This is a genomic window from Actinomadura graeca (assembly GCF_019175365.1).
GTDB lineage: Bacteria > Actinomycetota > Actinomycetes > Streptosporangiales > Streptosporangiaceae > Spirillospora > Spirillospora graeca.
In genome coordinates this window covers 4259294-4272141 of sequence record NZ_CP059572.1, presented here as the reverse complement: position 1 = coordinate 4272141, position 12848 = coordinate 4259294, and the positions used below count along the sequence as shown (strand labels likewise).

The following is a 12848-nucleotide window of genomic DNA, read 5'->3' as shown; positions in this document are numbered from 1 at the left end:
CCGCGACGGGCGTCCGAGGGGCCGCGGGTGGCACGAGCCGTCGTGCCACCGCGCGGACCGCTCAGACTCGTCCGGCTCTATCGGGGGACGTAGACGCTGCTGCCGAACTCGAAGACGTGTGATCTGCCGATGCCCAGCCTGCCGATGAGCCTGCCGTTGCATTTGATGCCGTCGTAGATCAGCACGGTGACGTTGGTCTGGTTGTTGACGGACAACGGCCTGAATTTGCCGATGTAGCAGCCTCGCTCCGGGTTGTGGTAGGTGTTGCCGCTGACCGTCAGGGTTCCCCGGGCGGCCAGGGCGGGCGTGGCCGAAGTCGCGGTCACCGCCGCTGCGACGGCGATGGCGGCCAGAGCGGTCGTGATGTGTCGCATGATCGTCTCCGTTCGGGAGCTGAGTGGAGCCCTCCCATAATCCACGGAGAGTTGTCGCACGAGTACTTACCGTTAAGAGGGGATGCCTGACCGCCTGGCCTCGTTGCTGTGACCGGCCCCGCAACGCGTGGTCACGGCAGGTGCTTGAGTGCCGTGAGAAGGCGGGCGAACGCGGCCGGTGTCAGAGTGAGGTGACCGCCGTCCGGCGCCTTGCTGTCCCTGAGACCGACGCCTCCGCTCAGACTGGCGGCCTCGACGCACTCGTTCCCCTGGGTGTTACTTCGGCTGGACTTCCGCCACCTGGTCATGGCAGTTGCTTCAGGGTTGTGAGGAGGCGGTTGAAGGTGGCCGGTGTGAGGGTGAGGTGGCCGTCCTCAGGTGCTTTGCTGTCCCGGACGAGGCGTGTGTCAGGAAGTTGGGCGACCTCCACGCAGTGGCCTCCCGTCTCGTCGCTGTGACTGGCCTTCTGCCATTCCGGTGAGCTCATGGCTCTTCCTCATCGGTTCTGCTGGGTGCACTTCACCTGCGTCAGGAGCGTGGCGAACGTGGAGCGCGTGAGGGTGAGGCGACCTCCGTCCGGCGCTTTGCTGTCTCTGATGGCGACGGCGTGGGGGAGTGCGGCCAGCTCGACGCAGTTGCCGTGGTCTTCCGATGCCTTGGGCTTTCGCCATGTGGGAGTGGTCATGGGGGTCCTCAGAGGTTTGCCTCGTCGTGCTTCACTCGGGTGAGGAGGGTGGCGAACGCCGAGGGTGTGAGGGTGAGGCGGTCGTCGTCTGGTGCCTTGCTGTCTCGGACGAGGAGCGTGTCGGGAAGTTGGGCGACCTCCACGCAGTGGCCTCCCGTCTCGTCGCTGTGGCTGGATGTCCGCCACGTGGTCATGGCAGCTGCTTCAGGGTTGTGAGGAGGCGGTTGAAGGTGGCCGGTGTGAGGGTGAGGTAGCCGTTCTCCGGTGTCTTGCTGTCTCTGATGGCGACGGCGTCGGGGAGGGCGCCTAGTTCGACGCAGTTGCCGTAATCGTCCGATGCGCTGGATTTGCGCCACTCAACGTTCATTAGAGTGAGTCCAATACTCTGGCGATGAAGGTCTGGGACGCCTCGATGCTCAGCGAGGACATGCCGATCTGGTCATACCGTATCGCTTGTTCCTGGATATCGCTGGGATCGAGCGAAATGTTTCCCGTGGACCCGTAGTTCGCAAAGCCTAGGTCGCCGGTGGGCGTCTGCATGATCGCAAATCCTCCCCCGACGCCGCCGTAACCTAGGAGCTGCTCAGAGGTCACTCGCAGGTAGACGTGGGGCCACTCCGAGACCTCCAGCAAGTAGCTGAGTTGATCGCGCATCACATCCGTTCCACCGAAGACACGAAGGACGGCGGCGGTGTCGATGATCGCCATGAGCTTGCAGGGGTCCGGGCCGTTGAGGATCTCCTGGCGGGCCAGACGTTCCGCCACCGCCTCGTCCGCGTCCGTCCTCCGGCTGGCGGTGAAGACGGCGCGAGCGTAGCCCTCTCGTTGGAGAAGCCCTGGAATCAGGGAGGGCTCGTAGGTCTTGATGAGGGTAGATCGTCTTTCGTATTCCTTGAAAGTCTCCCACCATTCGAGGTCCCGGGCGCTTTTCGCGTGTTTGACCAGATTCTCGAAGAGATACTGCGTCCCCCACTCCCTGTCCAGGACTCGCGCGCGGGCGATGGGGAGCTGGACGTCGCCCGATTCATACCGTGCGACGGTCGAGCGGTCGCAATCGAGTATGGCGGCTAGTGCGGCGCCGGATATCCGGTGTAGTTGGCGCTGTCTGTGCAGCTCAACGGCTATGAGATCCCAGAGGGAGAAGTCCGGGCGGAGCGAGTCGGCGCGGCTCATCGGTGAACCTCCGTTGTTGCATCTGCTTCACGAACCTTCCGAAATTAACTCTCCACAGCCACGCTTGTCCCGGAAACACAGAAATGGAGAGGCGGACGGGATGGGGAGCAAAGCGGCCTATATTGGCGATTTGGACATTTGTTTTGTTGGGGTGGGGACTACTCCGGGGGTGGTGCGGAGTTTGGTGCGGTTTCGGCTGGAGGGGTGGGGGCTGCATCGGGTCGTCGATGACGTCGAGCTGGTCGCGGGGGAGCTCGTCGCCAACGCGGTGCGGAGTGCGCCGGGGCGGGACATCCGGGTCAGGCTCACGCGGGAGACGGGGGCCGTGGTCCTGGCCGTGTGGGACTCGTCGCCTGAGATGCCGGTGATGCGGCCTCTGAACGACATCGTGCCTGATGAGCGGGCCTTGGATCCGGGGTACGAGGACGGGGGGCGCGGGTTGCACATCGTGCTCGCGCTCGCGTCGCGGTGCGGGGTCGCGGTCGGGCAGCCGTCCGGGAAGTGGGTGTGGGCGAGGCTGCCGTGCTGAGCCGGGTGCGGGCGCGGTGGCGGCATCGGGCGGTGGTGCGGCGGCTTGAGCCGCTGGCGGTCGCGGTCGCGGCGCGTGGGCTCGGGTGCGTCCGGTTGTACGAGGTCTCGGGGCTGCCGATGCTGTGGGTCCACGGAAGCGGGGACGACGAGAACGTCGGGCTGGTGGTGGGTGTCCGGGCCGCCCCCGGCGGGTCGTGGGCCTTTTGTGAGGTCCATCGGGGGCGGGCCGGTTATCTCGGGCCGTGCGGGGACGTGACGGCGGCGGCCGTGAACGTGGACGGGATGCTGGAACGGCGGCTGTTCACGTCCGGGTGAGTCAGAGGTAGTAGGTGATTCCCTCGGCGTCATTGGTCGTGTAGAGCTGGTTCCACACCTCATGCTCCGGCTCGTCGCCGAGACCGTCCTGGGTGCCGTGGTAGACGAGCTGCGGCGTGGCCTGCCATGGCTGGACGCTCTGCGCGATCGTCCTGACGATCGGCCGGCCGACCTCCGCCAGGCACCACAGCGACAGCGGCTCGAAGGTCTGGTTCGCTGCGGACATGTCGATGATCTCTTGGAGGCCGGTCTCCGCGTTGAAGAAGTCGACGCCTTCGAGGATCTCGTCCGGGGTGAACGACATCGGGTCGATGTCGTAGCCGTTCCGCTGGAGGACGGCGGCCAGGTCGGCGCCGGTCATGTTCTGGTAGGTGGCGAGGCTCCAGTTCACGACGTACTGGCCGGCCCAGTTGAGCCGGATCTGCTGGGCCAGTCCCGGGGCCTGGGTGCCGCCGTTGGACATGACGTCGCCGTGGAGGTTGAGCTCCGAGAACGGAGCGTTGAGGAAGTGGTCCTCCCACAGGCACGCCCTGGCGAACACAGGCCAGGGGTCGGCGACGGCCCAGTCCGATTCGCCCCCCTCGTTGTCGTCGCCGATGAGCACGAACGCATGGTCGACGCCGATGACGTTCACCATCCTGATGCGGTCGTGGGATGCCTTCTGCCGGAGAAGGGAAAAGGCCATCACCGCCTGCTCGGAGCAGTTCCCCCCTCGTGCGTGCTGTGCTTTCGCCACGGTCAGGTCGGCGGGATCGGCGCCTGGCGGTACGCCGTCCCAGAACTCGGCCTTGCTCATGACCATGTAGCGCATTCGTGAGTTCATCAGCGTCTGCATCAGGCCGTACCGCTGATTGCCTCCCTGCGGGACGAGTGCCTTGACCTCGTTGACGACCTGTTCCGCCAGGGCGAGGCGCTGGGCCGCCTTCTGGGAGACCTGTTTGTAGGGGGCGCGCTGGATGACGGCCGCGGCGTACCCGTGGGCGTGTTCGTGGGCGACGGTGGTGCCCGGCGTGGTCGCCATGACCCGGCGGGCGGTCGCCTCGGCCTCTCGCTCGAAGCGGTCGCCGGGGTCGGAGACTCTGAGGCCCGAGCCGGTGTCGGTGCCCGCGACGGGTCCCTGGCGCTGTTGGATCACGTGCGTGAGCTCGTGGGCCAGGGTCAGCCTGTCCCCGCCCCCGGCCCCCAGGACGACGTGGTCGCCGGAGGTGTAGGCGCGGGCGCCCAGCCCCGCCGCGGAGGCCGTCGCCGCGGCGCCGGTGTGGACGCGCACGTCGGAGAAGTCGGCTCCGAGCCGGGCCTCCATGTCCGTGCGGGTGGCGTCGTCCAAGGGGCGGCCGCCGCTCCGCAGGACGTCATGGACCGTCGAGCGCTGGACCGCGTCCCTCGTCCCGGCCTCGCGCAGCATCTGGACGACCGCTGCGTTCCCTGCGGCGCTCTGTAACGCGAGGATTCCCTCTGGCGAGGGGTTCCCCTTCGGCGAATCGCGGCTTCCGGGTGCCGGGATGTGTTGTCCCGTGGTGACGGTTTGTTTGGGAGTCTGTGTCCTATTCATCCCGATGGTCTATATGATCACCGGGAAACCGGACAAGAGGCGGAGGGGCAGGCGTCGCGGGCCGGACGGGCACCGGTGGGACGTCAGGCGCCCTTGGTGGTGGTGACCGGCTTGCCCAGGGTGCTGCCCTTGGCCCATTTGGCGAAGGAGAGCTGCCAGTAGCCCCAGCCGTTCGTCCACTGGAGGCTGCGCTTGGTGCCGGTGATGGTGACGAGGTCGCCGCGGTAGGCCCAGTTGAAGAACCACTGGGCGTCGTTCGCGGGCGAGCGGACGCAGCCGTGGCTGCAGTTGCGGTTCCCGAGGCAGGACGGGTCGTCCATGTTCTGGTGGATGTACTCGCCGCTGTTGGAGATGCGGGTGGCCCAGGGGACCTGCTCGTCGTACCAGCCGGGGTCGCCCTTCTTCTTGCCGGGCGGGCGCATGCGCTCCAGGCGGCTGCGGTCCATGGTGAGGTGGACGCCGCTGGTGGTGAGCAGGTGGTCGACGCCGTCGGACTGGACGTCGCCGCCCGCGCCGAGGCTGACGCCCCATTTGCGGATGACCTGGCCGTTCTTCCGGATGACGAGCCGGTGGGTCTTCGCGCTGACGCTGATGGTGTGGGAGTCACCGATGCGGAACCTGCGGGTCACGTCTTTGTCACCGAAGACGTTGTCGCCGATCTTCAGCCCGGCGTAGTGGACGGTGACCGTCACGCGCTGGTGCGGGGCCCAGGGGCGGCTCGGGCGGAAGACGACCGAGGGCAGGCCGTTGAACGATTCGCCCGCGCTCAGCCAGCGCCAGGCGCCCTCGGTGGGGACGGTCGAGGAGATCTCGATGGCCCGCTCGACGGCGGGACGCGCCTTGACCGGCACCTCCTTGTTGAACTGGACGAAGACCGGCATCCCCGTGCCGACCGTCTCGTTCGGGCTCGGGACGACATTGTTGACGGTGGTCGCGGCCGTGGTCCTGGCAGTGCGGAAGGCGCTGGTGGCGGTGGTGGACTTGCCCTTGGGTGACGTCGCCGTCGCCGACACCTGGTAGCGGCCGCCGGGGGCGAGGGTCCAGGACGAACGCCAGCTCATCTTGTCCGGGGAGAGCGTCCCGGGGATCTCGGCGCCCTTGAGCTTCACCGAGACCTGCCCGAGCCTGCCGCCCGAGGACGTGACGGTCACGCCCTCGTCGGGGCGGGCGCGCCCGTCGCCGTTCGCGGGGGTGATCGAGACCTTGGGCGTGCCGTCCGCCCCGCCCTCGGCGGACGCGCCGCCCGTTCCCCCGCCGCCGCCGCACGCCGTCGCCAGTCCGAGGACCAGCGCCATCACCAAGGTCTTACCTCGCACCGTTCTCCTTCATCAGCCGCACGGGCCCCGATGGCGGGGCCCGCAACAAGATCGCCTACGGAACGGGCCTTATTCCCGACCACCGCAGGTCGGGGGCCGGACTACGCGTCCGATCGTGTGTGACGCCCATGGTGCCCGGAAGGTTCGCGGCCGGTGGGGGGTTCTCGGATCTTTCTCTGGCCGTGTCGCGCCGGAGTGCGGGACCACGGCCGGGCGGACCGCTTGGAGCAATTGCGGATAAGTGGGGTGGCAAAGGCGCGGCCGGGTGAATTGAAAGGAAGATTGCCCGGGGTTGGGTGTTCGGCGAGGTGATCAGTGAAACATGCTGTGACCTGGGGTTCCGTCGAGTGTTGATCTTCCGTCCAAGGTTGGGGCGCCCTTCGTTAAAAGGGGCTGTGCGTCACGGGGAGCGCTGCGATGCTGGGCCGTGCCGGTCAACTGGGCCCCGGTATTCGGCGGTGGAAGAAAGTGGTGAGTGAATGAGAGCCCAGGGGCTGAGCGCGTCCCTCGACTCCGGGACGTCCCGCTCGGACCTCTCGCCCTCGGCCGGTGACGGAACCGTCGCCGTCGCACAGGACGTGCCCTTCGGCCGGCGGGCGGCGGGGCCCCGCGTCCTCGCCGGGCTCTATCCGGCGTGCCTCGCGGTCGCGGACGGCTGGGCCATGGCGACCGCCGCCGCCGTCGCGCAGGTCCCGGCGGGCGGTCCCCGCGCCCTCGCGGCCGTCGCGGTCGTCGGGCTGAACGCCGCGGGCGGGCTGTACCGGATCCGCCGGAGCCCGTCGCTGCTGGCGGATATGCGGCCGGTGGTCGTGCGGACGCTCGTCGTCGGCGCGCCCACCGCGGCGCTGCTGCCCGGCGCGCGGTGGTCGGCGATGGCGTGGATCTGCGCGGTGTCGTGCGTCCTGTCGCTGAGCGTGCGGGGGTTCGCGCACGCCGCGGTGAGGGCGTACCGGTGCCGGCGCTCCGGTGCCCGCCCCACGCTGGTGGTCGGAACGGGCGCGACGGCCGCGCAGGTCGTGGACCTCCTGCGGGCGCGGGGCGAGTTCGGGCTCGTGCCGGTCGGGCAGGTGGGGCCGGGCATCCCGGACGGCACGGCGCCGCTGCCCGTGCTCGGGGAGACGGCCGACCTGCCCTCGCTCGTGGAGGCGCACGGGATCGACACCGTGATGGTCGTCGCGGAGGACATCGGCACCGGCAACCTGGACGCGGTGCTGCGCGTCTCGTTCGGCCTGCCGTGCGAGACGCTGCTCGTCCAGCCGCCGTCGGACGTGGTGCCCGTGGCGGCGGCGCACCGCGAGTACCTCGCCGGGCTGCCGTGCGCGCGGGTCGACTGGCCCCTGCGGGAGCCGGGGCCGCGCTGTGCCAAGCGCGCCCTCGACCTCGTCCTGGCGTGCGCGCTGCTGCTCGTGTCGGCGCCGCTGCTCGCCGCGTGCGCGCTGGCGGTGCGGCTGGAGGGCGGGCCGGGCGTGCTGTTCCGGCAGCGGCGGATCGGGCTCGGCGGCGAGGAGTTCGTCCTGCTGAAGTTCCGCACGCTGAAGCCGGTGGACGAGCAGGAGTCCGACACCCGCTGGACGGTCGAGGACGACGACAGGCTCGGCCCCGTCGGGCGGTTCCTGCGGCGCTCCTCCTTCGACGAGCTTCCCCAGCTGTGGAACGTCGTCCGTGGGGACATGAGCCTTGTGGGGCCGCGTCCCGAGCGGCCGCATTTCGTCGAGCAGTTCTCCCGGACGTGTCCCGGCTACGTGCTCCGGCACCGCGTCCCGGTGGGCATGACGGGCTGGGCGCAGGTGCACGGCTTCCGGGGGGACACGTCCATCGAACTGCGCGCGCGCCTGGACAACCACTACATCGACCACTGGTCGTTCGCCGCCGATCTCAGGATCCTGATGCTGACCGTCCGCGCGATGCTGTGCCGGGACCCCGGGTGAACGCACACGCGACCACCCCGCGCACCGTCCAGGCGATCCGCGATGCCGGCGCCCGGCCGAGCTGGCTGATCGCGGTGACCGTCTTGTGCGTCGGCGTCCCGCCGGGCGGCGGCACGCCCGGCCAGGAGGCGTCCGGCGTGCAGGTGACCGCGGGGGACGTCGCCGCCGCGGGCCTGGTGGCGGTGGCGGCGTTCCTGGTGGTCACACGGCGGGCCGCGATGCCCCGCCAGGCGTTCCTCGCGTTCGGGCCGGTGACCGCCGCGCTCGGCGTGGCCACGGTGTGCTCGCGGGACATCGCCGCGAGCCTGCCCGGATACGTGCGCGGGATCCAGCTCTTCGTGCTGGTGCCGCTGGCGGTCGTGCTGCTCGTCCGGGACCGCCGTGACCTCGCGATCGTGTGCGGGTCCGTGCTCGCCCTCGGCCTCGGGGAGGCCGGATACGGGATCTGGCAGTCGGTGACCGGCAACGGCGCGTCCATCGAGGGCGAGGCGATCCGCGCGGTCGGGACGTTCGGGGCCGCGGACGTGATGGCCCTGTCCGTCCTCACCGGCTTCGCGATCCTCGTGCTGACCGCGTTCGCGCTGGTGGCGCCCCGGCGGGGGACGGCGGCCGTCCTCGCGTGCCTGGCCGGGCTGGGCGTCCTGGCCGTCGCGCTGGCGTTCGCGCTCAGCCGGGGGAGCTGGCTCGCGCTGGGCGTGGCGGCCGCGCTCATGCTCGTGATCTTCGACCGGTGGGTCGCGGTGCGGACGCTGGTGTGCTGCGCCGCGCTGCTGCTCCTCGCGGTCGCGACGGTCGGCGGCGGGGCGCAGGCGGTCGTCGCGCGGTCGCGGTCGATCGCCGGGTCCGTCACCACGCCGGATCAGTCGGTGAGCGACCGGTACAACCTGTGGGGCGCGGCCCAGCGGATCTGGCAGGACCATCCCGTCACCGGCGTCGGCGTGAAGAACTTCCCGGCGTACCGGGACACCTACGCCTCCATCGAGCTGTCGTCGGGCAGCGAGACCGAGGACCCCGTCCACGGGTACGTCCGGCAGCCGCTGCTGTCGCCGCACAACGAGTACCTGCTGATCCTGTCCGAGCAGGGCGTGGTGGGGTTCACCGGGTTCGCCGTCCTGATCGCGGTGATCCTGCACGGCCTGTGGACGCGCCGCCGCACCCGCGACCCGTTCTGGCTGATCGGCGTCGGGGTCATGGCGTTCCTGCTGGTCAACTTCCTGTACGCGGACCTGGGCGGGCCCACGTGCGTGCTCACGGCGGTCCTCCTGGGCGTCGCGGCGGCGCGGGCGCTGGGCCTGGAGCCTTCCGCGGGTCCCGCGCGGGCCGCACCGTCCGCGCTGTTCACACGGCCCCTGGAGCGGCGATGACCGCCGCGGACGCCGCGCCCCGCGCCTCGTCCGTCGGACGGGCCGCCGTGCTGTCCGGGGTGCTGATCGCGGGCGGCACGGCCCTCGGGTTCCTGCGGGACCTCGCGATGGCGCATCTGTTCGGCGCCAGCGGCAGCACCGACGCCTTCCTCGTCGCCTGGACGATCCCGGAGACCGTCTCGCCGCTGCTCATCGAGGACGCGATGGCGCTGCTCATGGTCCCGGCCGTCACGCGCCTGCTCGCCGGGGGCGAGGGGCTGCGGCCGTTCGTCGGCGCGACCCTCCCGCGGATGGTGGCCGTGCTCGCGGCGGCGACGGTGACGCTGGCGGTCGGCGCGCCGGTGCTGGTCAAACTCCTGGCGCCGGGGCTGACGGAGCCGGGACCCGCCGTCGGCTGCGTCCGGCTGACGGCGGTCACGGTGGTGACGTTCGGCGTCGCGGGCCTGATGAGCGCGACGCTGCGGGCGCACCACCGGTTCGGGCCGCCCGCGGCGATCTACCTCGCCTACAACGCGGGCATCCTCGCGCTGATCGCGGGGTTCTCCGGGGTGATCGGCATCACCAGCGCGGCGGTCGGCGTCGCCTGCGGCAGCGTGCTGATGGTCGCGGTGCAGGCGCCGGCTTTCCTGCGGTGCCTGCGCGAGGCGCCCGCGCCGGCCTCGCCGCCCGGGAGGGCCGCCGACGTCCGGCTCGGGATCGCGGCGGTCGCGCCCATCGTCGTCTACACGGTGACGCGGCAGTCGCAGGTGTTCGTCGAGCGGTTCCTCGGCTCCGGGCTCGCCGCCGGGTCGATCTCGCACCTCAACTACGCGCAGAAGGTCGCGCAGGTCCCGATGGTGCTCTCACTGCTGATCGTGACGGTGACGTTCCCGAGGCTCGCGCGGGCGTCGGCGGACGGCGACACCGACCGGATCGCCCGCCGCATCCAGCGGGACCTCGTCGTCGTCAACGGGATGGTGCTGTGCGCGACCGCCTACCTCGTCGCGTTCGCGCCCGTCATCGTCGAGGCGCTGTTCGAGCACGGCGCGTTCACCTCGGCCGACACCGGCGAGACCGCGGCCATCATGCGCGTGTACGCGCTCGGGCTGTGGGGGCAGTCGACGGTCGGCCTCGCCGCCCGTGCCTTCTTCGCGCACGGCCGTCCCACCTGGCGTCCCGCGGCCGTGCTCGCCGCGGGCCTCGCCGTCACCACCGCCGTCGGCGCCGCGTTCGCCCCCGTCGCCGGGGCGGTCGCGCTCGCCGCCGCGAACGCCGCCGGGATCACCGTCGCCGCCGTCCTGCTGCTGGCGGGGGTGCGGCTGAAGGTCGCGCCGGTGTCGCTGCGCCGCGTCGGCGCGGACGTCGGCCGGCTCGTGCTCGTCGCGGCCGGGTCCGGCGCCGCGGGGCTGCTCGCCGCCGCCGCGCCCGGGATCGGGCGGGGCGGCGCGCCCGCGATCGTCACGGCGGTCACGGGCGGCGCGGTGACCGCCGCGACGTTCGCCGCGCTGGTCGCCGTCGCGGGACGCGGCCTCATCGCTTCATGGATCACCGCGGGGCCGCCCGGCGACCCCGCCGACTCGGGGAGGGCCAGTGAGCCAGCCGACCGGAGAACCGACCCGCCTGACCGGACCGACACGCCCGGAGGAGATGGACCGGTCCCTTGTGGGGGGACTAGCCCCCACACCCCCCGGAACGGGCCGGTCCCTTGTGGGGGGACGACCCCCCACACCCCCCGGAACGACCCGTAGCGCGGAGACGGCCGGACCGGCGCCGTGGGTGCTGATGTACCACTCGGTCGACCACGTCCGTGAGGACCCGCACCGGGTGACGGTCTCGCCGCAGCGGTTCGAGGGGCAGCTGGCGTGGCTGCGCGACCGGGGCCTGCGCGGCGTGGGCATGGCCGAGCTGCTGGAGGCGCGGGACGCGGGCGACGCGCGCGGCCTGGTCGGGCTCACGTTCGACGACGGGTACGCCGACTTCGCGACCCGGGCCGTCCCCGCGCTCGTGCGGTTCGGGTTCGGCGCGACGGTGTTCGTCGTGTCCGGCCGGATCGGCTCCTACAACGCGTGGGACGACGGGCCGCGCAAGCCGCTGATGACCGTCGACCAGATCCGGGCGGTCGCCGCCGCGGGCATGGAGGTCGCCTCGCACGGCAGGCACCACGTGTCGCTGCCCGGGACCGGCGGCTGCGAGTTGCGCGAGGAGCTGGAGGAGAGCCGCTCGACCCTGGAGGACATCGTCGAAGGCCCGGTCACCGGGTTCGCCTACCCCTACGGGCACGCCACCGGACGCGAGATCGAGGCCGTCCGCGCCGCCGGGTACGACTACGCCTGCGACATCGGCCCGGCGGAGCCGGGGCGCCACGCGCTGCCCCGCGCCTACATCGGCGAGCGGGACCGGCGGCTGCGGATGCGCGCCAAGCTCGCCCGGCACGGGCTGCGGTGGCGGCGGAGCCGGGTGTGACACGCGTCCTGCAGGTCATCACCGGGCTGGAGCGCGGCGGCGCCGAGCGGCAGCTCGCGCTGCTGCTGCGGCACCTGCCCGTGACCTGCGAGGTCGCGACGCTCACCCGCGCCGGGACGCTCGGCGCGGCCCTCCAGGACGAGGGGATCGCCGTCCACGAGATCGGGATGCGGGGGAACCGGGACCTGGCCGCGCTGCCGAGGCTGGTGCGGCTGATCCGCCAGGGGCGGTTCGACGTCGTCCACACCCACCTCTACCGGGCGTGCGTCTACGGGCGCGTGGCCGCGCGCGTCGCCGGGACGCCCCGCGTGATCGCCACCGAGCACTCGCTCGGCGACGGGCACCTCGAAGGGCGCCGGGCGACCCGCGGCGTGCGCGCGCTCTACCGGACGACCGAGCGGCTGGGGAACGCGACCGTGGCGGTGTCGCCGACCGTGGCGGCCCGCCTGCGCGGCTGGGGCGTCGCTCCCGGCCGGATCGTCGTCATCCCCAACGGGATCGACGCCGCCGCGTTCGCGTTCGACCCCGGGCGCCGCGCCGAGACCCGGCGGCGGCTCGGGATCGGGCCGGAGGAGTTCGTCGCCGGGGCGGTCGGGCGGCTCGTCCCGACCAAGCGGTTCGACCTGCTCGTCGAGGCCGTCGCCCGGCTGGACGCCCGGCCGGGCCCCGCGGGGCAGGCGCCGCCGGGCGGGGTGCGGCTGCTGCTCGTCGGCGACGGCCCTGAACGGGACGCGCTCGGACGGCTCGCCCGGCGCCTCGGCGTGTCCGGCCGCGTCATCCTCGCGGGCGGGACCGACGACGTCGCCGGCGCGCTGTCGGCCATGGACGTCTTCGCCGCGCCGTCCGTCCAGGAGACGTTCGGGCTCGGCGTGCTGGAGGCGCTCGCCGCCGGGCTGCCCGTCCGCTACACGACCTGCCCGGCGCTGGACGACCTGCCGCCCGGCGAGGCGCCGCACGCCCGCCACGTCCCCGCCGACGCCGGCGCCTGGACCACCGAGCTCGCCCTCCTCGCCGACCCCGGGCGGGGGCCCGTCCAGCGGGCCCCGGTCCCGGCCGCCGTCGCCCGCTACGCCATCGCCGAGCAGGCGGAAAGGCTCGCCCGGCTGTACCGGGACGGGACGCGCCGCACCGGCCGACCGTCCACCCGCGAGTACATCCCTACCTAGAA

General features: G+C 71.8%; 16 protein-coding genes. 7 read left to right on the top strand and 9 right to left on the bottom strand.

From position 1 onward, the window contains the following. Positions 1-77 precede the first annotated feature (77 nt). The 7 genes from AGRA3207_RS18770 to AGRA3207_RS18740 all read right to left on the bottom strand — a co-directional run bounded on the left by AGRA3207_RS18770 (position 78) and on the right by AGRA3207_RS18740 (position 2232). Positions 78-374, bottom strand: coding sequence for a hypothetical protein (locus AGRA3207_RS18770; protein WP_231336021.1), 297 nt, complete (start codon positions 372-374; stop codon positions 78-80). 131 nt (positions 375-505) lie between these two features. After that, positions 506-682 (bottom strand): DUF397 domain-containing protein, encoded by a 177-nt coding sequence (locus AGRA3207_RS18765; protein ID WP_231336020.1) that lies wholly within the window; start codon positions 680-682, stop codon positions 506-508. After that, entirely contained in the window at positions 679-861 is a 183-nt protein-coding gene (locus tag AGRA3207_RS18760) for a DUF397 domain-containing protein (protein WP_231336019.1), read from the bottom strand. The genes AGRA3207_RS18765 and AGRA3207_RS18760 overlap by 4 nt, the downstream gene beginning before the upstream one ends. 9 nt (positions 862-870) lie before the next feature. Next, positions 871-1059 carry a DUF397 domain-containing protein gene (locus AGRA3207_RS18755; RefSeq protein ID WP_231336018.1) on the bottom strand — a complete coding sequence of 63 codons (189 nt, stop codon included), beginning with the start codon at positions 1057-1059 and terminating at the stop codon, positions 871-873. Positions 1060-1067: 8 nt separating this feature from the next. Further along, complete coding sequence (locus AGRA3207_RS18750) at positions 1068-1253, bottom strand: DUF397 domain-containing protein (RefSeq protein WP_231336017.1); 186 nt, start codon at positions 1251-1253, stop codon at positions 1068-1070. Next, positions 1250-1426 (bottom strand): DUF397 domain-containing protein, encoded by a 177-nt coding sequence (locus tag AGRA3207_RS18745; RefSeq protein ID WP_231336016.1) that lies wholly within the window; start codon positions 1424-1426, stop codon positions 1250-1252. Before AGRA3207_RS18745 ends, AGRA3207_RS18750 begins: the two co-directional genes overlap by 4 nt. Then, a complete protein-coding gene (locus AGRA3207_RS18740) occupies positions 1426-2232 on the bottom strand; it encodes a helix-turn-helix domain-containing protein (protein ID WP_231336015.1) in 807 nt (268 codons plus the stop codon). The genes AGRA3207_RS18745 and AGRA3207_RS18740 overlap by 1 nt, the downstream gene beginning before the upstream one ends. Positions 2233-2416: 184 nt before the next feature. On the opposite strand from AGRA3207_RS18740, the gene AGRA3207_RS18735 reads away from it, so the two are divergent. Continuing rightward, positions 2417-2761: an ATP-binding protein gene (locus tag AGRA3207_RS18735; RefSeq protein WP_231336014.1), complete on the top strand. Its 345-nt coding sequence runs from the start codon at positions 2417-2419 to the stop codon at positions 2759-2761. Continuing rightward, complete coding sequence (locus AGRA3207_RS18730; RefSeq protein WP_231336013.1) at positions 2740-3078, top strand: hypothetical protein; 339 nt, start codon at positions 2740-2742, stop codon at positions 3076-3078. Before AGRA3207_RS18735 ends, AGRA3207_RS18730 begins: the two co-directional genes overlap by 22 nt. Position 3079: 1 nt before the next feature. Here the strand turns inward: AGRA3207_RS18730 and AGRA3207_RS18725 are convergent, their stop codons facing one another. Beyond that, positions 3080-4483, bottom strand: coding sequence for an eCIS core domain-containing protein (locus tag AGRA3207_RS18725; protein ID WP_231336012.1), 1404 nt, complete (start codon positions 4481-4483; stop codon positions 3080-3082). Positions 4484-4713: 230 nt separating this feature from the next. Then, a complete protein-coding gene (locus tag AGRA3207_RS18720; protein ID WP_231336011.1) occupies positions 4714-5946 on the bottom strand; it encodes a L,D-transpeptidase in 1233 nt (410 codons plus the stop codon). A 479-nt stretch (positions 5947-6425) separates the two neighbouring features. Between AGRA3207_RS18720 and AGRA3207_RS18715 the strand changes: the two genes are divergently transcribed. From AGRA3207_RS18715 to AGRA3207_RS18695, 5 genes are read left to right on the top strand one after another with little or no spacing between them, the layout of a single operon-like run. Next, a complete protein-coding gene (locus AGRA3207_RS18715) occupies positions 6426-7874 on the top strand; it encodes an exopolysaccharide biosynthesis polyprenyl glycosylphosphotransferase (protein ID WP_231336010.1) in 1449 nt (482 codons plus the stop codon). Beyond that, positions 7871-9238, top strand: a complete 1368-nt coding sequence (locus AGRA3207_RS18710; protein ID WP_231336009.1) for an O-antigen ligase family protein — start codon at positions 7871-7873, stop codon at positions 9236-9238. Before AGRA3207_RS18715 ends, AGRA3207_RS18710 begins: the two co-directional genes overlap by 4 nt. Beyond that, entirely contained in the window at positions 9235-10965 is a 1731-nt protein-coding gene (locus tag AGRA3207_RS18705; RefSeq protein WP_231336008.1) for a lipid II flippase MurJ, read from the top strand. Before AGRA3207_RS18710 ends, AGRA3207_RS18705 begins: the two co-directional genes overlap by 4 nt. 34 nt (positions 10966-10999) lie before the next feature. Next, positions 11000-11680: a polysaccharide deacetylase family protein gene (locus tag AGRA3207_RS18700; protein WP_231336007.1), complete on the top strand. Its 681-nt coding sequence runs from the start codon at positions 11000-11002 to the stop codon at positions 11678-11680. Beyond that, complete coding sequence (locus AGRA3207_RS18695) at positions 11677-12846, top strand: glycosyltransferase (protein ID WP_231336006.1); 1170 nt, start codon at positions 11677-11679, stop codon at positions 12844-12846. The genes AGRA3207_RS18700 and AGRA3207_RS18695 overlap by 4 nt, the downstream gene beginning before the upstream one ends. Positions 12847-12848: the final 2 nt, after the last annotated feature.